The sequence below is a fragment of the Nonomuraea sp. KM90 genome, from assembly GCF_052246675.1.
In the GTDB taxonomy this organism is placed as follows: Bacteria; Actinomycetota; Actinomycetes; order Streptosporangiales; family Streptosporangiaceae; genus Nonomuraea.
The window spans coordinates 221,969-242,341 of the sequence record NZ_JBQQCB010000007.1 but is presented as its reverse complement, the minus strand read 5'-3'; the positions used below and the strand labels follow the sequence as shown (position 1 = coordinate 242,341).

The 20,373-nt window shown below is 70.3% G+C and carries 22 protein-coding genes and 2 pseudogenes; 17 read left to right on the top strand and 7 right to left on the bottom strand.

Annotated features, from left to right (window positions below):
- Positions 1-12: 12 nt before the first annotated feature.
- Positions 13-369 carry a hypothetical protein gene (locus ACTWPW_RS11535; protein WP_443168670.1) on the bottom strand — a complete coding sequence of 119 codons (357 nt, stop codon included), beginning with the start codon at positions 367-369 and terminating at the stop codon, positions 13-15.
- Positions 370-681: 312 nt separating this feature from the next.
- On the opposite strand from ACTWPW_RS11535, the pseudogene ACTWPW_RS11530 reads away from it, so the two are divergent.
- Together ACTWPW_RS11530 and ACTWPW_RS11525 are read left to right on the top strand one after the other, a co-directional pair.
- Positions 682-927: pseudogene (locus tag ACTWPW_RS11530) on the top strand (serine hydrolase domain-containing protein); the annotation flags it as partial.
- Between the two features lie 34 nt (positions 928-961).
- Positions 962-1,033 (top strand): annotated as a pseudogene (locus tag ACTWPW_RS11525) (BTAD domain-containing putative transcriptional regulator); the annotation flags it as partial.
- A gap of 697 nt (positions 1,034-1,730) precedes the next feature.
- Here ACTWPW_RS11525 and ACTWPW_RS11520 read toward each other — a convergent pair.
- Both ACTWPW_RS11520 and ACTWPW_RS11515 read right to left on the bottom strand, forming a co-directional pair.
- Positions 1,731-2,162, bottom strand: a complete 432-nt coding sequence (locus ACTWPW_RS11520) for an AfsR/SARP family transcriptional regulator (protein WP_443168684.1) — start codon at positions 2,160-2,162, stop codon at positions 1,731-1,733.
- Between the two features lie 235 nt (positions 2,163-2,397).
- Positions 2,398-2,589: a hypothetical protein gene (locus ACTWPW_RS11515; RefSeq protein WP_443168685.1), complete on the bottom strand. Its 192-nt coding sequence runs from the start codon at positions 2,587-2,589 to the stop codon at positions 2,398-2,400.
- Here ACTWPW_RS11515 and ACTWPW_RS11510 point away from each other — a divergent pair.
- The 5 genes from ACTWPW_RS11510 to ACTWPW_RS11490 all read left to right on the top strand — a co-directional run bounded on the left by ACTWPW_RS11510 (position 2,522) and on the right by ACTWPW_RS11490 (position 6,540).
- Entirely contained in the window at positions 2,522-4,006 is a 1,485-nt protein-coding gene (locus tag ACTWPW_RS11510) for a serine hydrolase domain-containing protein (protein WP_443168683.1), read from the top strand. The two genes, ACTWPW_RS11515 and ACTWPW_RS11510, sit on opposite strands and share 68 nt — an antisense overlap.
- A gap of 20 nt (positions 4,007-4,026) precedes the next feature.
- Positions 4,027-4,698: a response regulator transcription factor gene (locus tag ACTWPW_RS11505; RefSeq protein ID WP_375116731.1), complete on the top strand. Its 672-nt coding sequence runs from the start codon at positions 4,027-4,029 to the stop codon at positions 4,696-4,698.
- On the top strand, positions 4,695-5,753 hold the full coding sequence (locus ACTWPW_RS11500) for a HAMP domain-containing sensor histidine kinase (protein ID WP_375116732.1): 1,059 nt from the start codon (positions 4,695-4,697) through the stop codon (positions 5,751-5,753). The genes ACTWPW_RS11505 and ACTWPW_RS11500 overlap by 4 nt, the downstream gene beginning before the upstream one ends.
- A 17-nt stretch (positions 5,754-5,770) precedes the next feature.
- Complete coding sequence (locus ACTWPW_RS11495; RefSeq protein WP_375116733.1) at positions 5,771-6,181, top strand: nuclear transport factor 2 family protein; 411 nt, start codon at positions 5,771-5,773, stop codon at positions 6,179-6,181.
- Positions 6,182-6,291: 110 nt separating this feature from the next.
- Entirely contained in the window at positions 6,292-6,540 is a 249-nt protein-coding gene (locus ACTWPW_RS11490; protein ID WP_443168669.1) for a hypothetical protein, read from the top strand.
- Between the two features lie 79 nt (positions 6,541-6,619).
- Here the strand turns inward: ACTWPW_RS11490 and ACTWPW_RS11485 are convergent, their stop codons facing one another.
- On the bottom strand, positions 6,620-7,075 hold the full coding sequence (locus ACTWPW_RS11485; RefSeq protein WP_375116735.1) for a lamin tail domain-containing protein: 456 nt from the start codon (positions 7,073-7,075) through the stop codon (positions 6,620-6,622).
- Positions 7,076-7,265: 190 nt separating this feature from the next.
- Positions 7,266-8,513, bottom strand: coding sequence for an esterase/lipase family protein (locus tag ACTWPW_RS11480; protein WP_443168668.1), 1,248 nt, complete (start codon positions 8,511-8,513; stop codon positions 7,266-7,268).
- Between the two features lie 450 nt (positions 8,514-8,963).
- Here ACTWPW_RS11480 and ACTWPW_RS11475 point away from each other — a divergent pair, with 450 nt between their 5' ends.
- The 9 genes from ACTWPW_RS11475 to ACTWPW_RS11435 all read left to right on the top strand — a co-directional run bounded on the left by ACTWPW_RS11475 (position 8,964) and on the right by ACTWPW_RS11435 (position 18,315).
- Positions 8,964-9,704 (top strand): VOC family protein, encoded by a 741-nt coding sequence (locus ACTWPW_RS11475; protein WP_443168667.1) that lies wholly within the window; start codon positions 8,964-8,966, stop codon positions 9,702-9,704.
- 190 nt (positions 9,705-9,894) lie between these two features.
- A complete protein-coding gene (locus ACTWPW_RS11470; RefSeq protein WP_443168666.1) occupies positions 9,895-11,574 on the top strand; it encodes a serine/threonine-protein kinase in 1,680 nt (559 codons plus the stop codon).
- Positions 11,575-12,109: 535 nt separating this feature from the next.
- Positions 12,110-13,270 (top strand): RNA ligase RtcB family protein, encoded by a 1,161-nt coding sequence (locus ACTWPW_RS11465; protein WP_443168665.1) that lies wholly within the window; start codon positions 12,110-12,112, stop codon positions 13,268-13,270.
- A complete protein-coding gene (gene prfH / locus ACTWPW_RS11460) occupies positions 13,267-13,932 on the top strand; it encodes a peptide chain release factor H (protein WP_375116741.1) in 666 nt (221 codons plus the stop codon). Before ACTWPW_RS11465 ends, prfH begins: the two co-directional genes overlap by 4 nt.
- Positions 13,933-14,104: 172 nt before the next feature.
- Positions 14,105-15,124, top strand: a complete 1,020-nt coding sequence (locus tag ACTWPW_RS11455) for a MerR family transcriptional regulator (protein ID WP_443168664.1) — start codon at positions 14,105-14,107, stop codon at positions 15,122-15,124.
- 168 nt (positions 15,125-15,292) lie between these two features.
- Positions 15,293-15,697, top strand: coding sequence for a hypothetical protein (locus ACTWPW_RS11450; protein ID WP_443168663.1), 405 nt, complete (start codon positions 15,293-15,295; stop codon positions 15,695-15,697).
- A 137-nt stretch (positions 15,698-15,834) separates the two neighbouring features.
- The gene (locus ACTWPW_RS11445; protein WP_443168662.1) at positions 15,835-16,626 is read left to right on the top strand and encodes an SDR family NAD(P)-dependent oxidoreductase; all 792 of its coding nucleotides are present in this window, start codon (positions 15,835-15,837) and stop codon (positions 16,624-16,626) included.
- Between the two features lie 142 nt (positions 16,627-16,768).
- The gene (locus tag ACTWPW_RS11440; RefSeq protein ID WP_443168661.1) at positions 16,769-17,146 is read left to right on the top strand and encodes a VOC family protein; all 378 of its coding nucleotides are present in this window, start codon (positions 16,769-16,771) and stop codon (positions 17,144-17,146) included.
- A gap of 134 nt (positions 17,147-17,280) precedes the next feature.
- Entirely contained in the window at positions 17,281-18,315 is a 1,035-nt protein-coding gene (locus tag ACTWPW_RS11435) for a sigma-70 family RNA polymerase sigma factor (RefSeq protein WP_443168682.1), read from the top strand.
- An 80-nt stretch (positions 18,316-18,395) separates the two neighbouring features.
- On the opposite strand, the gene ACTWPW_RS11430 is transcribed toward ACTWPW_RS11435, so the two are convergent.
- Positions 18,396-19,355, bottom strand: coding sequence for an ERCC4 domain-containing protein (locus tag ACTWPW_RS11430; RefSeq protein WP_443168660.1), 960 nt, complete (start codon positions 19,353-19,355; stop codon positions 18,396-18,398).
- Positions 19,356-19,576: 221 nt separating this feature from the next.
- On the opposite strand from ACTWPW_RS11430, the gene ACTWPW_RS11425 reads away from it, so the two are divergent.
- Positions 19,577-20,071 (top strand): hypothetical protein, encoded by a 495-nt coding sequence (locus ACTWPW_RS11425; protein WP_443168659.1) that lies wholly within the window; start codon positions 19,577-19,579, stop codon positions 20,069-20,071.
- Between the two features lie 6 nt (positions 20,072-20,077).
- Here ACTWPW_RS11425 and ACTWPW_RS11420 read toward each other — a convergent pair whose 3' ends face one another.
- Positions 20,078-20,371: a hypothetical protein gene (locus tag ACTWPW_RS11420; protein WP_443168658.1), complete on the bottom strand. Its 294-nt coding sequence runs from the start codon at positions 20,369-20,371 to the stop codon at positions 20,078-20,080.
- Positions 20,372-20,373: the final 2 nt, after the last annotated feature.

The window sequence follows — 20,373 nt, the reverse complement described above, 5'->3', positions numbered from 1 at the left end:
GCGGCCGTCACCTCATTCGGCGGGTCGTGATTGGGACGGTGACGCGAAAAGCCCGAAATTGATCTGGTGAACATCACGACTCTGCACGACGGGGCCGTCGAAGACACCCCCGCTGATCTCGTTGTGCACCGCTGCCGGATTATCGGGACCGGCGCACGTCCCAGGGATCGGCGCTGCCGCGTTAGCGCGGCGAGTGGTCAGCGTGCCGTATAGCGCAAGAGCCAGACCCGCCACTCCCACGAACGCGCCGACCACGCTGGCTGTCTGATCGGCCTTCGCCAATCCGACGTGGAGAAAGTACGCGCCCATTCCTACTGCGGCCACTGCGAACAAGGCGCCACCGGTCCATTTCGCAACGCGTCCTGCCATTCTTCCATCATGCCGCAGCTGAAGATCGCGCGAAGATAGTTGTGAGTCATCTTGCTCTCCCATGATGCGAAGTACTCGGCAAGAGCAGCGGTCGCCACGAAAGGCCCAGCCGGCCACGTCCGACACATGCCCTGAATAAGAACGGGTCCCCTCCCAGCACACCAGGCGGCTACTGCTGGTCGAGCGCGACGGCCTGCCGGATGTAGTCGCGCAGGGCGTCGCGGTTCACCGTGTCCGGGCTTTTGAGCTTGACGTGCCTGGTGGTCTTTCCCACCCCCTCCAGCAGGCCGTGGTCGTCACGGAACCGACCCGGTGACCGGGCGGCCGGTCACCTCGGACACGCCGTTCCAGGTCACCTCGACCGGCAAGGGGGTGGCCTCCACCATCGTGCACGTGCTCGTGGAACGGGGCGATCTCGCGTACGACACTTCCGTGGCCGAGATCTGGCCGGAATTCGGCGCGTACGGCAAGGGCCGCGCCACCTTGGGCCACGTGCTCAACCACTCGGTCGGCGTGCCGGGCCTGCCCCGGGGCACGACGCCCGAGGACCTGACCGACTGGGACAAGATGTGCGCGGCCACGCGCGCTGCACATGCTCGCCCTCTACCTGGACGGGCGGCAGGGCGAGGCCTTGAGCAGCTACGAGGAGTCCCGTGCCCACCTGGCCGAGGAGCTCGGCCTGGACCCGGGGCCTACCCTGACCGGGCTGCACCTGTCGATCCTGGCCCACGATCCGGGGCTCAACGCGCCGCGCGCGCCGGCCCCGGCGACCAACCTGCCCAACGTCCTCACCGACCTGATCGGCCGCGACGGCGCGGTCGCCGAGGTGCGCGCGCTGCTGGAACACCATCGGCTGGTGACGCTCACCGGCTCGGGCAGGGTGGGCAAGACCCGGCTCTCCATGGACGTCGCCGCCCCGATGGCCGAGACCATGACCGACGGTGCCTGGCTTGTCGAGCTGGGCGCGTTGCGGCCCGACATGCCGAGGAAGCGGGAATCGCTCACCGACCTGCTGATGGCGGTCCTCGACATCCACGACGGCGGCGCCCGGCCCCAGGACGCGCCGACCGACCGGCTCGTCCGCGCCCTGCGCGCCCGGCGGCTGCTGCTGGTGCTGGACAACTGCGAGCACGTGATCGAGCCGGTCGCGGAGCTCGTCGGCCTCCTGCTGCGCGCCGTGCCAGGGCTGCGCGTTCTCGCCACCAGCCGGGAGCCGCTCGGCCTGGCGGGCGAGGTGGTGTGGCCCGTGCCGCCGCTGGAGGTGCCCGGCCTCGGCGACGCCGACCCCGCGACGCTGGAGCGCTTCAGCGCGGTACGGCTGTTCGTGGCGCGTGCCTCCGCCGCGGCGCACGGTTTCGCCCTCACCCCGGACAACGCGGAGGCCGTCGCGGTGCTGTGCCGCAGGCTCGACGGCATCCCACTGGCGCTGGAACTGGCCGCCACCCGCGTGCGCACGCTGGGGACGCACGGCCTGCTCGCCAGGCTCGACGACCGGTTCCGGCTGCTGCCGACGGGACACCGGGGCGTGTCGGCAGCGTCACGATGGGCGCCCGCGCGTGATCCGCCGGCGACAACAATCGGCGCAAAGCCCACACATGGGTCTTGAGATCGGCCTTCGCCGAATGTATCGGCCGGTCCGGCCACAATGCGTCGACAAGCGCGTCCAGTGACACGGTCTTATTGGCGCTGAACAATAAAATTGCGAGCAGGAGGCGCCGTTTGGCGCGACCGATAACGATTTCCTCGCCCGTGCAGGCCGTCACGGACAACGGCCCGAGTACGTGGAACCGCATCGCCACCTCCCTCATCACAATCATCCGGCAGCGCTGTCCAGAGAGGCTGCCGCATCTTCGGCATATTGGCAATCCCCAGGTCGGAAGCCATTCCGCGGGGGCGCGGGGCTCGTTTACATCTCGTTCACAACCGAGCTTCTAAATTTGCCCCCATGAAGAAGCTTGTCGCCGTTCTGGCCGTAGGTCTGCTCCTCAGTAGTGCCGCATGCACCGAGGATTATCCTGGGCCGGAAAGTCAATCTATTTCCGCCGGCCCGCCCCCGTTGTGCGCACGGGAAATGGACGCGGCGTTCAGTTCCTGGGCGAAGGCCGGGTTCAGTGGTTCCGTCGCCATCTCGACCGGCGATGGATTCGACTGCCTGGCCGCGTACGGATCGGCGAACGACGCCACGGCCACACCCAACACGGTCGACACGGTGTTCAGCATCGGTTCGATCACCAAGGCGTTCACCGCGGCCGCGGTCTTCCACCTGGTCGACGACGGGAAGCTGGCCCTGGACGACCGCGCGGGCAAGCTCCTGCCGGAGCTCGACGGCCCCGTCGCGAACGCCACCGTCGAGCAGCTGCTGCTGCATACGAGCGGCCTGAACGGCACCCACGCGAATGACACCGAGCCGATGGGCCGGGAAGCCGCCCTGAAGGCGATCGACGGGCTGGAACTCGCCGCCAGGCCCGGCTCCCGCTACCTGTACTCGAACGCCGGCTATACGCTGTTGGCACTGATCATCGACAAGGTGTCGGGTTCGAGCTACCGGGACTACCTGGCCTCGCACATCCTCCCGCTGCCCGATGGCCGGGTCGCCGGTGGCTACTGGAACGGCAAGCCGGCTGCTCCGGCACCGCGCGCGCTCGGCTACCTCGAAAGCGGCGAGGCCGGCGAGTCCGGCGATTTCGCGGGGCCCTTCTGGGCCGTCGAGGGCAACGGCGGCCTGGCCATGACCATGAAAGACCTGGTGACCTGGACGCGCGCGCTGTTCACCGGAAAGGTGGTGTCCCCGCAGTCGGCCAGGGCGATCGCCACCCCCGGGCGGGAGATCAGCGAGGGCCGCGCCGAAGCGTGGGGCTGGGTCGCGTACGACGCGTCGGTGTACGGCAAACCGTTCCTGGCCACCGCCGGCGGCGGAGGTGACATCGGCCACAACGCGGTCCTGGTGTGGGTGCCGGAAGACCAAATGGTCATCGCGATGGCCGCCAACAAGCCGAAGATCTCCGCCGAGAAGCTGCTCGAGACGGTCGGCCCGGCACTGGCCCTCGGAAAGCCGCTGCCCGTACCCACGGTCGAGGCCGGCAGGGGTGACATGGCGGCGGCGGCCGGCACGTACGAGCTGGGCACCGGCGGGTCGTTCGAAGTCGCCGTCCGCGACGACCACCTGGCCGTCACCGCGACCGGCGCCGACGCGGTGACCGCGCTGTTCCCGCCACCGGCCGGCATCTCCGCCAGCGACCTGCGCAAACACGAGGAGCAGGTGGGGGCGCTGCTCGCCGGGAAGACCCAGGAAGGCCGCAAGGAACGCGCCGCTTTCGAGCGCCAGTACGGCCCCATGGGCGACATCACCCTTACCGGCACCATCGCGCACGGCGACGAGATGCGTACCTACGTCACCATCGCCAGCGGCAGTAAGTTGATTCCGGGCTGGTTCTCGCTCAACGCGGCAGGCGGCGTCAAAGCGGCAGAGATACCCACGAAGGGGGCAGCGACCTTGCACTTCCTCCCCTCCGGCGACGACCGGTACCACCCGGACGACCCCACCGGGGTCCGCCCGGACGTGACCGTGGCCTTCGCCGACGGCCGCATGACCGTGACCGGACCCGCCGGATCGACCGCCGCCACGCGGGCCGGCTGACGGCATCGGCGGGCGGCGGCGTGCGCATCCTCCTGGTGGAAGACGATCCCGATCTGGCGCAGGTCGTCGCTCTTGGCCTGCGGAACGAGTCGTACGCGGTGGACGTCGCCGCCACCGGCGACGACGCCGAGGAACACCTTCGGACGACCGTGTACGACGTCGCGTGCCTCGACCTCGGCCTGCCCGACGGCGACGGGATGGACCTCGTCCGTCGCCTCGGCCACGATCCCGACCTGCACCGCCCGCGGCGGCTGCTGGTGGTGACCGCACGCGACGCGGTCGCCGACCGGGTCGCCGGCCTCGACGCCGGCGCGGACGACTACCTGGTCAAACCGTTCCACTTCGCCGAACTCACCGCCCGCCTTCGCGCTCTCGAACGTCGCGCCGACGAGCACGGCACCACGTTGGCGGTCGGCGACCTGCTGCTCGACCTCGCCGCGCACCGCGCGTGGCGGTCCGGCGCCCCGTTGGACCTGACCGCGCGCGAGTACGCGCTCCTGAGGTACTTCATGCACCACCCCGGCGAGGTCCTCTCCGCCGAGCACCTGCTCGAACACGTGTGGGACGCCAACGCCAACCCGTTCACCTCCTCCGTACGGGTCATCCTCAGCCGCCTGCGCAAGAAGCTCGGCGACCCCGCGCTGATCGACACCATCGCCAACGTCGGCTACCGACTCAGGGCTCGGCCATGAACCAGCGCTGGCGGTCGCTGCGGATCCGCCTGGCGGCTCTCGGCTTCCTCGCCATCTACGTGCCGGCGCTGCTGCTGTTCGGCGTCATCCTCGCCACGGACACCGAGACCGTGTCCACCGTACGGGCCGGCGCGACGGACACCGAGACGACGACCCGGCACCTGTCCGGATGGGCTTTCGGGACCCTCATCGCCCTGGGCCCGGTCGCCGCCGCGCTGGCCTGGTGGTGGGCCGGCCGCGCGGTGCGGCCGCTCCACCAGGTGCGGGCGGTCGCCGAGGACATCGAGGCCACGGACCTCAGCCGCCGCACCGGCCTCGACAACGGCCCGATCGAGGTCACCGCCCTGGCCGCCAGCTTCGACGCCATGCTCGACCGGCTGGAGGCGGCCGCGGAGACGCAGCGCCGACTCATCGAGGAGGCCAGCCACGAGTTACGCCTGCCGCTGTCAGTGCTGATGACGAACGCGGAGGTCATCCTCGCTCACCCCGCCCCCACCGCCGACATCTACCGGCAAGCCCTGGAACGCTCACGGAAGGCCGCCGATCGACTCCAGCGAACGATCGAGGAGCTTCTCGTCGATGCGCGCGGCCGGGCCCGCACCATCAGCCGCCGGCCCACCGACCTGATGGTCACCCTTCGCGAGATCGCCGGCGACGCCGCCGTCCTGGCCGCGGTGCGGCAGGTCACCCTGTCCGTCACCGGGCCGCCATCCGCCGTGTGCCGGGTGGACGAGCCCACGGTACGGCGCGCGATCTCCAACCTCGTCGACAACGCCATCCGGTACGCGCCGGCGGGTTCGACCGTCGGCGTCCACATCGAGACGACACCGGCGCAGGTCGCCGTCGTCGTCACCGACCACGGCCCCGGCATCCCACCCGACCAGCAGGAACGCATCCTCGAACGCTTCTGGCGCGGTGGGGACAGCGGACCCGGCGCCGGGCTCGGCCTGCCGATCGCCGGCCAGATCGCCCAGGCCCACGGCGGCACCGTCACCGTGACCTCACCAGGCCCATCAGGCGACGGCTCCGTGTTCCGGCTCACCCTTCGCCCCTGACCACCGTGGAGAGGCAGATGAACATCGATCAATGGCTGACCCGATACGGCCAGGCCTGGCGGGACAAGGACGCGTACGCCGCCGCCGGACTGTTCACCGAGGACGGCGTCTACCTGTCGTCGCCGACCGCGCCGGCGCACGTCGGCAGCGACGCCATCGCCGCGTACTGGCGCCGGGCTACGGCGACGCAGCAGGAGGTGGACCTGAGGTTCGGGCGGCCGGTGATCAACGGCCGCCGGGTTGCGGTGGAGTGGTGGGCGGTCATGCGCGATGCCGACTGGCAGCCCGACGCGACCGGCGACCGGGTCACCCTGCCCGGCTGCCTGATCCTCCGGTTCACCGAGGACGGGCTGTGCGAGGAACTGCGCGAGTACTACAACCCCGTTTTCGGCGAGGCACTGCAGCCACCGACCGGCTGGGGCCGGTAGCCACACGTTGACCGGGTGTGTACCGGGGCCGGCCATCGTTGTCGGCACCAGCGTGCGTGCCCCGGGAGGCCAAGATGCCCGTACAACAGATCGCAGTAGTGTCCGTCCCCGTGTCCGATGCGGTCCGGTCGCGGGACTTCTACGTCGACGCGCTCGGCCTCGCTGTGATCCGTGACGACAGCTCGACACCGGGCATGCACTGGGTCGAGGTCGCGCCCAAGGGAGCGACCACCGGCGGCGTGGTGTTCGAGCAGGAGCCGGAGACGCGGCCGTACGGCATCGAAGCCGTGCTGCGCGACCCCGACGGCAACCGGCTCGTCCTGCTCCAGCGCACCGGGCAGCCAGGGCCCGCGGCTTAGCTGTACTGAGAGGTACAGGAACGACGCGGACGACGCCTGAGCCGCGTTATGTGGCGGCGTAATCCGCGGCCGGGTGTCCCTACGCGCAGTTCTTCCAGTCGCCCGCGCTCCCCCACGAGCAGGTGTCGATCTTCTTGAGGTCGCTGCCCCGGTAGATGCCCGCCGCGTCCCCGTCGTTGTTCCACACGTACCACTTGCGCTGCCAGTACAGGGTGGTCGAGGAGTCCTGGCCCTGGCCCGAGCGGACGGTGACGCTCTTGCCCGGCTTCAACGTGAAGCGCGGGAACCTGAACCTGTATCCCGTCTCGTCGCGCAGGACCCAGCGCTCCATCTGGATCGCCTTGCGGGTGGTGTTCTTGAGGACCACGTACTCGCCGTTCAGGCTGGTGTTGCCGCCCCTGTCGCTGCCGGGAGAGTCGAAGTACGCCTTCGTGAACATGACCGCGGGGTTCGCGGCCTCGGCCGGCGCGGCGACGAGCGTCGAGGCGAGCAGGGCTGTCCCGACGGCGGTGGCGGGAACGAGACGACGAAGCATCCGGACTCCTGAGCATCGAGAAATGGAACGTGACAGGAGTTGGACGTGGGAGCACCGGATCAGGTGGTCGCGTACCGCTGTCCGGATGCGGACACGGAACGGGAGCCCTGGAGCGCCACCCTGGCTCCTACGGGGCAGATTGGCCCGGAATCTGGAACCAGGGTGGCGACAAGGGGGACATGCGAGACGGTCAGCCGAGCCAGGTCGTGATCTGGGACATGGCGGTCGCCGACCAGCCGAGCTTGAGGTGGTTGAGCGGGAGCGTCACCGTGGCGGCCCGGTTCGCGAGGCCGTCGGGCGCGGTGCAACTCGCCACGAAGACGGCCCCGTCGGACGGTCCTGTGTGCTCGTTGTGCAGCAGGGCCATGTCCGGCATGTTGCCGCACAGCTGGTAGACCGGAACGCTCGCAGGCGTCCCCGCGTTGATGAGGGACTGCACGAGCGAGCCTCTGTCGATGGCCCACTGGATGCCGCGGCCGGAGGTGTAGAAGCCGGTGCCGCCGTAATAGGTGGTGTACCAGTCCTGCTCGGCGGTGGACAGCGGGTAGACGTTGTCCCATCGGTAGAGCATGTCGTCGGAGCCCGGGTAGGCGGCGCCCTCGTAGCTCAGCTCGGGGTGGTTGCGCCACAGGCCGTAACAGACCATCTGGGTGTGGGGCGCGGGCGCGTTCAGCGCGCCCCCGCATTCCGGAAATATCGCGAAATCGTGGGTCCAGCCGTGCCGGTAACCCCAGTCGAAGCCCTTGTTCGGCCCGCCGACGAGGATCAGCTTCCGGACGTCGCCCGCGTAGGCCGTGCCCCAGGACTTGCGCATCGACGAGACGTACATGCGCGCGTTGAACGCGCCCTTCGACCAGCCGATCACGTCCACCTGCGCGGCACCGGTCTTCGCCCGGATCCTGGCGACGGCGTCGTGGATCTGCTCAGCCCAGTAGTGGCCGTCCCCGGTGATATGCGGGAAGCCGATCGCGAAGACCTTGTAGCCCCGGCCGCTGAGGTGCTGCATGAGTCCGGTGGTGGGGCAACTGGCCTGGCCGCAGCCGTACGAGCCGCTGGCGTTGGGGTTGGCCCAGGCCAGATCGGCGGTTTGGTTGGCGCCGTGCACCAGCAGCACGGGAGTGTTCTTGGTGCCCGTCTGCCAGCCCGGCGCGTGGTACAGCAGGAATCGCGAGGAGTGCGGGCGGGCGACGTCGCCGAACAGGCGCCTGGTCTGTCCCGTCTGATCGCCGCGACCGTCGGGCGGGTAGGTCTCGGCCAGGAACCCGGTGGAGTTGTCCTTGTAGCGCTCGACGAGCGCCCAGCCGTTCTCCAGGCCCGAGGTGTAGGCGGCCTCCAGCGTCACCGACCCCGTCGCGGTCGCCGCGGCCGGTGTCGTGAGCAGCGCACCGGCTGCTAATACGAGGGCCGCGGCTATTCGTATCCACGAACGTCGTCCCATCAGACCTCCCACGAAGCTGAGATGAGTCAAGTTCGCCCGATCTGGAGGCGCCGGTCAATGTGAGCCGCACCCATAGTTCCGTGTCGGCCAGTACCTCGAAAACTGAGCGACGCAAGGAGCCGAGACCGCACCACGCTGAAGGCCATGACACCCGATCTCGCCGACGCACGGGACCGCCTGGTCCCTCCCCGTCGGCTCCGCCTGACTGTGGCTCGTGGATTCGCATCCCTCCAGCTCATGATCGATAGCCGGGGGACGCCCATGGACGGTTCCGGGCGTATCGCCTGAGGGCGGCGGCAACCCGGCCAGTGCCGTCTTCGGCCCGCCGGGGCCGGCGGTGTGGCCTGCCCTCCAGTGCCCGGAGAGGAGGCACACCGTACGGACGGAAGTGGCGTAGCGCCTGCTAGCGGGGCTCATAACGCTCGTCTACCTGGGCATATGATCGGCGGCATGGCGCTGCGACTGGTACAGGTGAATTTCAAGGCCCGGGACGACTCGGCGCTCGGTCGGTTCTGGGCGGAGGCGCTCGGCTGGGGTGTTTCCAGCGAGGCCCCCGGCGTGACCAACCTCGAACCCGAGGGCTTCGTCTGGCCGGACCCCGCCGGCTTCTACCTCGATTTCGTCACCGTCCCTGACCCCGAAACGGTGAAGTACCGCGTGCACCTCGATCTCGCCACCACCTCTGCGGCCCACCAGGCGGAGTTGGTCGCGCGCCTGAAGGAGCTCGGTGCGACGCCTGCCGATGTGGGGCAGGGCGACGTCCCGTGGACGGTTCTGGCCGACCCGGAGGGCAACGTGTTCTGCGTGCTGGAGCCTCGGGAGATCTACCGGGATACCGGGCCGATCGCCGCGATGGTGGTCGACTGCGCGGATCCGCGGGCCATGGCCCGGTTCTGGGGCGAGGCGGGGGACCTGACCGTGCACGAGGTGAGCGACGATCATGCGCGGCTGCGCTCCGCCAAGGGTGTCGGGCCGTATCTGGAGTTCCTCCGCGCGTCGCCGGGCGGGAAGACCGCGTGGAACCGCGTCCATCTCGACCTGCTGCCGGACCCCGTTGACGGTCAAGAGGCGGAGGTGGCCCGGCTACGGGCTCTGGGCGCCACCGCCGCCGACGTCGGACAGGGCGATGTTTCGTGGAAGGTCCTGGCCGACCCGGAGGGCAACGAGTTCTGCGTCCTCGGACGGGGCTGACGCAGGGCTGCATCGCCTGCGGAGACCGTCTTCCGACATGGGAGGGCTCGGACGGCACACGACACCGGCTGAGGCCGCCGGGCCGCAGCCGGGGAAGGTCGCCTGCGAGTCCGCGTTCGCGGCCGGTGGATAGGCCGTGCGGGATAGCCTGGGCGTGGCGTGAGATCGCTACGAATGGCGGGGGGAGCCGGTGACGGACTCTCGGGTGGTGGGCATGGGCGGCCCGGGACGTATCGGTGAGCATCAGGTCGTGCGGCTCCTCGGTGAAGGCGGGCAGGGGGCGGTCTACCTGGCGCAGTCGCCCGACGAGGGACGGGTGGCGGTCAAGGTGCTGCACCGGCGGCTCGCCGCCGATCCGGAGGTCCGGCGCCGGTTCCTGCGCGAGGCGGAGGTCGCCGCCAGCGTCGCGCCGTTCTGCACGGCGCGGGTGATCGGCACCGGGATGCTGGGCGAGCAGCCGTACATCGTCAGCGAGTACGTCCCCGGCCCGTCGCTCGACGAGCTGGTCAAGCGGGACGGGCCCCGCGCCGGCGGCGGGCTGGACCGGCTGGCGATCAGCACGCTGACCGCCCTCGCCTCCATCCACCGCGCCGGGATCGTGCACCGCGACTTCAAGCCGGGCAACGTGATCCTCGGTCCCGAGGGGCCGGTCGTGATCGACTTCGGCATCGCCCGCGCCCTCGACGCCATGGCCACCACCAGCCAAGTTGCCGGCACTCCGGCGTACATGTCGCCGGAGCAGCTCAGCGACCAGCCGCTCACGCTCGCCTCGGACATGTTCTCCTGGGCGGCCACGATGGTGTTCGCGGCGACCGGGCGACGGGCCTTCACCGGCTCCCAAGTGCCGGCGATCATGCATGCCATCCTGCACTACCCGCCTGACCTGTCCGGGGTGCCCGAGCCGCTGCGCGCGATGGTGGCGTCCTGCCTGGCCAAGGACGCCACCGACAGGCCGACCGCCGAGCGCCTGCTGCGCGACCTCACCTCCGGCGACGGCCGCGGCGCCGTACGACCCGGCCGCGCCGCCGAGCAGACGCTCGAGGACAAGCCGCGGTCCGCTCCGCCGGCGGTGCCCACCGCGCCCTCGGCCCTGGACGGAGCGAAGGGGCGGCCCAGGCGCTCGCGCGGGTCGCTGGTCGCGGCCGGGGCCGTGCTGGTGGCGCTGGCCGTGACCGCGGGCGTACTGCTCGTGCCCTCCTGGCTGGCCGGGAACGAGGGCGGCGGCGAGAAGGCTGCGGCCACCGCATCCGCCGTCGCCCCGCCGGTGATCGACCGCAGGGCGTACCCGGCGGTCGACGTGGCTGACGGCTTCGACGGCGCCGCGGCTGGCCACGACGGCTACCAGCCCTACAGCGAGGAGGTGATGCCGGTGGTCAAGGTCGATGGCGGCAGGCTCACCGGCGAGGGTCAGAGCCCGTTCTTCGGCTGGTTCGCCCTGCCCGGGGCGCCGTCCTCCGGTGACACGGTCAGCGTGATCACCCTGGGCGCGTTCGCGAGCACCGGTGAGGCGGAGGACAGCGTGTTCGTCGGCCGGGTCAAGGACGCCGGCAACTACATCGGCGCCTGGTACAACAACACCCGCAAGGAGATCGGCATCGACGTGCGGGTCGACGGCGAATTCCGCCACGATCCCAACAGCGCCAGTCTGTCGCTCGCGCCCGGCGACCGCCTCGCCCTGGTGCTGTCAGGCGGCACCACGATCACCTCGTACGCCGAGACAGGCGGCACCTGGCGGCGCCTGACCACCGCCCGCATCGACCTGCTGACCACGCCGCAGGAGCGGGCGCGGTGGCGCCACGGGTTCGGCATGCGCGGCTCGACCGGCACGATCGCCCTGGACGACGCCGCGGGGCACAGCGCAGCAGGGTGAACACCGGAGGTTCACCGTGGTGATCGGCATGAATCCACGCGACTCCCCCCAGCCTCGGGGTAGAAGGCGAACAGGTGAGCCGGCGAGTCGTCGGCCCGGATGCTGCGGCGCAGTCCCTGCCCCCGGCCGAGGTGCCGGAAACAGCCGCCGATGCCGGCTCGCGCGTCGGCTTCGGTTGCCGAGCTCATCGAGTGCCACTTCTGGGACACCTCGGTATCCGCCGACCCGAACGACAGGCCGGCCAGGATCTTCGCCCGGCAATGGCCGGGTGAGACGTGGCGGGTGAGCGGCAGCGTGGAGCTCGCGGGTGTGCGCGACGGCGACGCGAGAGAGGTCTCATGCACAAGCGACGACGGGACTTGCGGGCATACCGGCCCGTACGGTCGAAAACCACTTGCCTCGTACGGCGAGCCTCGGGGAACGTTGTTTCCATGATGCGCTGACGGATTGCACCCGCTGTTTCGAGATTTCCACGGCGCCGACTCGCGCGCCGTGATGCCGCACGCCCATGCCCCGTTCAGCAAAGAGAGCGTCCTTGTCTCAGCAACATCCCCGGCCACCGGCCACCACGGCCACGGTCACCGTGTTCGCCTCCCCCACGAGCTGGATCGAGTCCGATGCCGTCGCGCAGTGCCACCAGGTGGCCGCACTCGACGGCATGTCGCACGTCGCCGCCATGCCGGACCTGCACCCCGGCAAGGGCGCCCCCATCGGCGCCGCCATGGCGTCGACCGTCTTGTACCCGTTCCTGGTGGGCTCCGACATCGGGTGCGGCATCGCCGTGTTCCCCGTCAGGCTCAAGCGCGCCGTACCCGAGAAGCTCGCCGCCCGGTTCCCCGACCTCGATCGGGCGCTGGACCCTGAGCAGGATGCCGGCGATCCCGCCTGGGCCGTGGTGAAGGGCGACATTCCCGCAGGTCACGTCGAAGGGCTCGGCACGGTCGGCCGGGGCAACCACTTCGTCGAGCTGGCGCGGATCGGGACCGTCTTCGAGCCGGACCACGCCGGCCGTCTCGGGCTGGCCGCCGGCGACCTGGTGCTCATCGTGCACAGCGGTTCCCGAGGGCTGGGCGAACGGATCCTGCGGGCGCACACCGAGGTCCACGGCGCGGGCCCGGCTGCCGATCCCGAGGCCTACCTGGCGATGCATGACGACGCCGTACGCTGGGGGTCGCTCAACCGGCGGCTGCTGGCCGCCCGGGTCGCCCATGCGCTGGGGGCCGAGCCCACCGAGCCGATCGTCGACCAGTGCCACAACCTGGTCGAGCTCCGCGACGGGAGCTACCTGCACCGCAAGGGGGCGGCGCCGGGTGACGGCCGCGACGTGCTCATCGCCGGTACGCGAGGCACCCCTTCCTACCTCGTGGCCGCCCACGCCGGGCCGGACGCCGGGCATTCCGTGGCGCACGGCGCGGGCCGCAAGATGTCGCGTGCGGACGCCCTGCGCCGGGGGCGGGCCAAGCACACGGTCGAGGAGCTGCGCCGTACGCCGGTGGGGTCGCTGGTGGTGTGCGGCGACCGGCAACTGCTGTTCGAGGAGGCGCCTACGGCGTACAAGCGGATCGAGCAGGTGATCGCCGACCTCGTCGAGCACCGGCTGGCCACGCCCGTGGCCACCACGATCCCGCTGGTCACCTACAAGACGCCCGACCTGGGGTCCGCGCCCCGTGGCCGCCGTAAGCGCGGCCGGCCGTGAGCGTTCACCTGCTCCTGTCGGCCGGGCGGGGCCCGCAGGAGTGTGCCTGGGCCTTGGCCGAGCTGCTGCACCGCCTGGAAGCCGACGCCGCCCGGCAGGAGCTGGAGACCCATCGGGCCCAGACTGTTCCCGGGGACCGGCCGGGCACCTACCGATCGGTCCTCGTCCGGATCGCAGGAGACGACGCCGAGACGTTCGCCGCCTCGTGGACCGGAACCCTGTGCTGGCAGGCCCCCAGCCCGTACCGGGCCGGCACCGGCCGAAAGAACTGGTACGTCATCGCCCGGCCGTGCCGGCTCGACACCCCGCGCACGGCGTTCGCGGAAGCAGACGTCGACATCGTCGCCTGCCGCACCGGCGGCCCCGGCGGCCAGCACCGGAACAAGGCGAGCACGGCCGTACGGGCGACCCACCGGCCCACTGGCATCGTCGTCGTGGTCGACACCGAGCGGCAGCTCAGCCTCAACCGCCGCATCGCCATGCGGCTGCTGCGACAGCGCATCGAACGCGGCGACGAGGCGGCGGAGCACGCCGTCACCACCGCCCGCTGGCGCATCCACGACGAGCTCGTACGCGGCAACCCCACCCGCACCGAACGCCCGGAACCGTCGAACCAGGACCCGGCCCCACAGGTGCGGACGCGCCGGCGACGGCGGCAGTGACTCTGTCGATGAGCAGCGACGCCGGAGGCCGATTCGGTGCCGGGATTCTCCGGCAGACCGGCCGACCCGGCACTGAAGCCGGGACGTCAACGGGCCGGGCGAGCCGATCCGGCCATGGGCGACCGCGTCCGGAGGTTGTATCTCAAGTCGCTCGAGGTCCCATAGTGGCGGCATGGACGACAACGGGCTCTACTCGATCGGGGACGCCGCGCGCCGGACCGGTCTGAGCGTCAGCGCCATCCGGTTCTACTCCGACGCCGCGGTGGTCGCGCCCACCCGCCTGACCGGTGCGGGCGCCCGGCTGTACGACGTTCGCGCGATCGCCCGGCTCGAAGTCGTCCGTACCCTCCGCGACCTGGGCACCGGCCTGGACGACATCCGCCGGCTGCTCGACGGTGAGACGTCACTGCGCGATCTCTTCGCGATGCACCTGGAACTCGTCGAGCGGCAGGAGCGCGACCTCCGGGCCCGGCGGGCCGTGCTGCGGACCCTGGTCAAGCAGGGTGGCACCGTCGCGCAGGCGGCTTTGATGCACAGGCTCGTCTCGATGTCGGATGAGGAGCGCGAGCGGCTCATCGACGCATTCTGGAACGAGGTCGGCGAAGACCTCGACGTGTCCCCCGGTTTCGTCGACCGGTTGCGGACGATCCGGCCCCGGCTACCGGACGATCCCACCGCCGCCCAGCTCGAAGCCTGGATCGAGCTGGCCGACCTGGTACGGGACGCGGAGTTCCGCGGCGCAGTCCGCTCCTACCTGCGGGAGACCTACTCCACCCCGCAGGGACGGCTCATGACCGCCACACCGGTGCAGGACTTCATCTACACGACCGGGACGAAGATCATGGAGGAGATCGTCGCCGCGTATCGCTCCGGGCTGGCAGCGGACTCGCCACGGGCGCGGGAGGTCAGCGTACGTCTGGCGCACGCGACCGCCGAACTCGCCGGCAAGCGCGCCACCGCCGAGTTCCTGAACCACCTGGCCACCAGGTTCGTCCTGGTCGAGGAGATCGAGCGTGCGGAGCTCCGGAAGGAGACGGACGCCGAGTCGCGGTTCGACAGCACTCATGGCAGGTACCTGTCCCTGGTGGCCGTGATCAACGGGACGCCGGCCGGTGAGGGCGGGGAAGGTCCGGTGCCCTTCGGGTGGATCGCAGCGGCTCTCCGCGCTTCGGCATCCGAAGCCACCTCCTGACCGGCGTGGTGTCAGTGGCGGCGTCAGGGCGGGGACGGCCCGGTGTCAGAGCGGTCGGCGATGGTTGAGCCCATGAACGGAACAGCGGACGCGGCGCCCACAGGCCGCACTCCACCAGCCGTCCGTTCACCCGAACCTCTCGTCGCAGATCTGAAGGAGCACCCCATCATGTCCATCACCCTTTCCGGCCAGGACACGCTCACCCTGCGGACCGCCGCCTGGGGCGCCGTCTCGCTGATGTCCGCCGCCGGTGCCGCCGGCTCGGCCCACAAGGCCGCCACCGAAGGCAGCATCGCCCTGACCTCCGCGACCGGCCCCGTCGGGCACGTGCTCACCAAGGCGCCCAAGGGCGTGAAGTACGGCAAGACCGTCGCCGCACTAGCCGACCAGGTGCTGCCCGCCTTGACGGCAGCCATGAGCCTGCTCAAGCAGCAGGACCCCACCGAGGCCGGCAACTTCCGCCGCACCGTCATCGTCGCCGTCGAAGCGGCCACCCGGCCCCACAGGGGCGAGCCCAGCCCCACCATGACGGAGATGGCCCGCAAGATCACCGAAGCCCTCGACGCCGCTTGATGACAGGCCGACCCGCGCAGCCGCCCGCGAGACGGGCACCACCGCGGCATGGACGACCCCCCATCGACCGATTCCTTTCGGCGGGCCCCCGAGTCGACAGGTGTGACGGAACTCCGCAGTCCACACCAGGAGAAACGGTGCTGCTCGAAAAGAAGAACGCGATTGTTTACGGAGCAGGCGGAGCGATCGGGAGCGCGGTCGCTCACGCCTTCGCCACGGAGGGTGCACGGGTCTTCCTCGCCGGGCGCACCGGCGCCGCGCTGGAGGCGGTGGCGGAGCGGATCCGGGCCTCGAACGGCGTCGCAGAGGTCGCCACGGTGAACGTGCTGGATGCGGAGGCCGTCGAAGCGCACGCCGATGCGGTGGTGCGGCAGGCGGGGTCCATCGACATCTCTCTCAACGCCATCAGCCTCCCGCAGACCGGCATCCAGGGCACCCGCATCGTCGACCTGTCTCCGGACGGCTTCGACCTGCCCATGGCCACCTACCCCAAGGCCAACTTCCTGACCGCGAGAGCCGCCGCACGGCGTATGACCGGCCAGGGGTCGGGCGTGATCCTGACGATCACGGCGAGCCCGTCGCGGACGGCGGTCCCGCTCATGGGAGGCATGGCACCGGCATGGGCGGCGATCGAAGCGCTGTCGCGGGGGCTGGCCGCCGAGCTCGGACCGCACGGTGTGCGAGTCGTCTGCCTGAACGCGGCGGGCATGCCGGAGACGCCGCAGCTCTCCGAGGTGTACGGCCTGCACGCCGATGCCTACGGCATCAGCCGCGACGCGTTCCTGGCCCGCATGGAGGACCGGACACTGCGCAAAAGGCTTCCCACGGTCGCTGAGATCGCCAACGTGGCCGCCTTCGTCGCCTCGGACCGCGCGTCCGCGATCACGGGGGCGGTCGCCAACCTCACCGGCGGCCTGATCGCGGACTGACCACCGTCAGACCTTGGACGAACCGTCCTGACGCGTGCCACCCATGGTGCAGCGCCTCCAGCCGCCCGGACCGATTCCTTTCGGCGGACCGCCGAGTCGATAGAGGTGACGGGATCCCGATGACGACCGAGAGGACACGATCATGACGACAACGACGGGGATCCGGCTGGGCGGCCTGGTGCTGGGCAGCGACGATCCGGAACGGCTCAGCGACTGGTACCGCGCGGCCTTCGCGCCGGCGGCCGGGCCGGGCACCGTGCTGATGGTGGGCGACGGACGGCTGGTGTTCGACCGCCGCGACGATCTCGAGCAGAGCACCCGGGAACCGGGCAGGATTTTGATCAACTTCTACGTCGAGGACATCGACGCGGTCGTGACCCATCTGAAGGCGCTGGGCGTCACGCAGTGGATCCGCCCGGTGGAGCACTTCGGCCCGGGCCGCATCGCGACGGTGGAGGATCCGGTCGGAAACTACGTGCAGCTCGTCGAACTCGCCGACCGGCCCGGCGCCGGACGGTGACGCGGATGGGCCGCACGTACGCCGGCGATCCAGTGGACGATGAGCCACATGCAGCCGAACGCCCGGCACCCCGCCTCAACGCCACCTTCGGGACGTTCGACCCGGCGGACGGCGGGCGGGCCCGGCCGACGGTGATGCCGGACAACGACCTCTTCGCCCGGCTGACCTCCCCGTACCGGCCCGAGCTCCTGGCCTACTGCTACCGCATGCTCGGTTCGGTCCACGACGCCGAGGACCTCGTGCAGGAGACCTACCTGCGCGCGTGGCGCTCGTACGAGGCGTTCGAAGGCCGGGCGTCACTGCGCACCTGGCTCTACCGGATCGCGACCAACGTCTGCCTCACCGCACTCGAGCACCGCAAGCGCCGGCCGCTGCCATCGGGCCTCGGCGGTCCCGCCGACGACCCCGAAGGCCCCTTGGCGCCGCCGGCGGAGGTGACGTGGCTGCAGCCCTTCCCCGACCGGCTGCTCACCGCCGGTTCCGGCGATCCCGCCACCATCGTCGCCGCGCGCGCAAGCGTGCGCCTCGCCCTGATGGCCGCCCTGCAGCACCTGCCCCCGCGCCAGCGCGCCGTCCTCATCCTGCGCGACGTACTGGCGCTGCGCGCGGCGGAGGTCGCCGAGATGCTCGGCATCTCCGTCCCCGCGGTCAAAAGCGTCCTGCAGCGCGCTCGAGCACAGCTCGGCCAGGCGGCACCCGCCGAGGACGACACGCACGAGATCTCCGGCACGCGCCGGCGGGAACTGCTGGACCGCTATGTCGCCGCCTTCGAGAACGCCGACATCGCCGCCCTCATGGAATTGCTGACCGAGGACGCCGTGCTGGAGATGCCGCCCACTCCGACCTGGTTCGCCGGGCGAGAGCCCGTCGGCCGGTTCTTCAGGACCAGGGTTCTCACCGTGCCAGGCGCCTGCCGCATGGTGCCCACCGCGGCCAACGGGCAGCCCGCGGTCGCCATGTACCAGCGCGGCCCGGACGGCGTTCACCACATACACGCCGTGATGGTCCTCTCGGCCTCCGACGCGGGGATCACGCAGATCGTCGCGTTCCGCGACCCGGACCTGTTCGAGCTCTTCGAACTCCCCCGGACACTCGGCCCCGCTCAGTCCGGCGAATCGGCCGATGCCCCGGACCCCGGTTCGACCACGCCCTACGACCCGACGCCATGACGCTTCCGCCAAGGCGCACTATCGTCGGGTACGGGTCGAGAACGACCGTGCCTGGCTCCGATGCGGCCCCCGCCGGTGGCCTACGAATGGGCGCGCCGGTACGCCTGCCACACCTCCGGACGAAGCCGCCCTTTGGCCGGCACGTCCAGACCGTGGTCACGAGCCCAGGCACGAACCTCGGCCGTACTTGGTTCCGGCATCGTCACGGGCTCGTCCGTCGCCGGTACGGCCGGCGCCGCCTCGGCTGGGTGATCCGCGGCGGCGTAGGCGGCGGCCAGGAACCGGTAGGTCCACTCCTCGGCCAGCTGCCGGCTCTCGCAGAACACGATCGGCACGCTGGGGAAGGCCACCTGCAACTCGGCCATCCCGTCGGCGACCACCGCCGGGCGTACGTATTCCAGCTTGAACACCTGGCTGTAACGGTCCTCCACCACCACCGCGGCGTGCGGAAGGGCGGCCAGCTCGGTCAGCTGGTACTTCAGCCGGCTGTTGAGCAGGGACCCCACCAGGTCGGCCAGGCTCTTGCGCTCCACTGCCGCGTGCAGCGTCCCGGCGATCTCGACGCCGTAGTCGCCGCACGGCAACCGCCGTCGGACGAGCTCGACCTGCTGGCGGGGAAACTTGTAGGCGTACCGCTCGCCACTGTCCACGACGATCGGCAGGGCCGCGACTCCGGAGGCGCGCGCGGTGGGGGTGGTCACGTTCGGGCGGGCTTGCCTGCGCACCCGGGCCGTCTGCCAGAAGATCGCGTCCCGGCCGCGGGCCTTGGTGAAGACGATCTGCGACCGGTTCTCCCGGGCCCGGTCCAGCACCAGATCGATCGCCGCGCCCCGCCGTACACACGAGCGGACCGGAACCCGCTCGACCACCTCCGGCTCCTCCGGCCACTCCTCCGGCCCGACCGGGTAGCAGTAGATCGCCTTCTCCCGCGGCCAGGTGCCGCCCGCGCGCAGGAACAGCCCCTCCCCGAGCGGCAGCCGGATCAGGTAGGGCAGGCGGGACTGCTGATCCGGGTTCCGGACGACGACCAGCTCACGCATCCTGTCATTGTCTCTGAGGGGCCACGGGCGTGACGCCATTCCAGGCACGACGCCGCCGCGGCCGGCGGAGCCTTCCGACAATAGGAAATTCGGGCGATTCGGCCCCGTTGGTTCCAGGAAATAGCGCTCGCAGCGGTAAAGGATGTGTCCCCTCATCGCAGCTCGCTATGGCTGGGGCAGATCCGATGTACGAGCGGAGCCTGCTCGGATAAGGTCCGACCGTGCGCCTTGGTGCGTCTTCGAGGGTAGTTGCCGCGGCACTTGTCTGTTTCGCGGTCCTGACGGGCTGTTCTGGCGAGCCGGAACCACCGCCGCTGGCGGATGCTGTCAAGAAGCTCGTGAGCGATGGGGATGCCGTGGTGTCCTGGGTCGAGGCGGGGATAACGGGGCTGACGAAAGAACGGGCAGACGGCCCGGACCAGAGCTCGACCTGTGGACCCGATAAGCAGCGACGTTTCTACATCGCCAAAGGCAGCTTCGCTAATCCGGCCAAGGAGAGCCCGATCAGCCTTGTCGGAATACTGAAAGGCGAACTCTTCAGCAGGGGCTATCACGACGAGGTTGTCGACAATCTCGACCTGCGGGAAGACGACACGAGCGTTGCCGTACTGGTCAATCCGGAAGCGCGATTGACCTTCGTGCTCTTCGCCCGCCTGGATTCCACGCCCAACATCGCGATCGTCGGAAAGACCGGATGCTACCCTCGCGACGCCTGACCCCACTCACGCCGAGTCGGGCACCTGCGCCGCCTCCTTCCGGAGTTGGTCGGCTCGGCGCCGAAGGGCCTCGGCGGTCGCCAAGCACGAGCTTTCGAGATCGGCCATCTCTCGCCTGAGACGGACGGCATCCGCAAGATATCGATCCGCAGCCGCCCCTCTCCAGAAAGCATCGCTGTCGCCTGGTCGCGATGGCAAACCGTCGAAGGTCCCGGCAAGGCTTGTGGCATAGCCGGCGAACGTGGAGGCGAGCAACTCCTTTTCGGCTGCCTCTCGGAGCAGCTGAACCCGCTTGGACATGA

Bases quoted from the DNA above. Each gene is read 5' to 3' on its own strand.
- ACTWPW_RS11535 (WP_443168670.1), bottom strand. From the start codon at position 369: ATGGCAGGACGCGTTGCGAAATGGACCGGTGGCGCCTTGTTCGCAGTG.
- ACTWPW_RS11500 (WP_375116732.1), top strand. From the start codon at position 4,695: ATGAACCAGCGCTGGCGGTCGCTGCGGATCCGCCTGGCGGCTCTCGGC.
- ACTWPW_RS11495 (WP_375116733.1), top strand. From the start codon at position 5,771: ATGAACATCGATCAATGGCTGACCCGATACGGCCAGGCCTGGCGGGAC.
- ACTWPW_RS11450 (WP_443168663.1), top strand. From the start codon at position 15,293: ATGTCCATCACCCTTTCCGGCCAGGACACGCTCACCCTGCGGACCGCC.
- ACTWPW_RS11435 (WP_443168682.1), top strand. From the start codon at position 17,281: ATGCCGGACAACGACCTCTTCGCCCGGCTGACCTCCCCGTACCGGCCC.
- ACTWPW_RS11520 (WP_443168684.1), bottom strand. From the start codon at position 2,162: ATGCGGTTCCACGTACTCGGGCCGTTGTCCGTGACGGCCTGCACGGGC.
- ACTWPW_RS11475 (WP_443168667.1), top strand. From the start codon at position 8,964: ATGGCGCTGCGACTGGTACAGGTGAATTTCAAGGCCCGGGACGACTCG.
- ACTWPW_RS11515 (WP_443168685.1), bottom strand. From the start codon at position 2,589: ATGCTGAACACCGTGTCGACCGTGTTGGGTGTGGCCGTGGCGTCGTTC.
- ACTWPW_RS11455 (WP_443168664.1), top strand. From the start codon at position 14,105: ATGGACGACAACGGGCTCTACTCGATCGGGGACGCCGCGCGCCGGACC.
- ACTWPW_RS11440 (WP_443168661.1), top strand. From the start codon at position 16,769: ATGACGACAACGACGGGGATCCGGCTGGGCGGCCTGGTGCTGGGCAGC.
- ACTWPW_RS11430 (WP_443168660.1), bottom strand. From the start codon at position 19,355: ATGCGTGAGCTGGTCGTCGTCCGGAACCCGGATCAGCAGTCCCGCCTG.
- ACTWPW_RS11420 (WP_443168658.1), bottom strand. From the start codon at position 20,371: ATGTCCAAGCGGGTTCAGCTGCTCCGAGAGGCAGCCGAAAAGGAGTTG.
- ACTWPW_RS11480 (WP_443168668.1), bottom strand. From the start codon at position 8,513: ATGGGACGACGTTCGTGGATACGAATAGCCGCGGCCCTCGTATTAGCA.
- ACTWPW_RS11485 (WP_375116735.1), bottom strand. From the start codon at position 7,075: ATGCTTCGTCGTCTCGTTCCCGCCACCGCCGTCGGGACAGCCCTGCTC.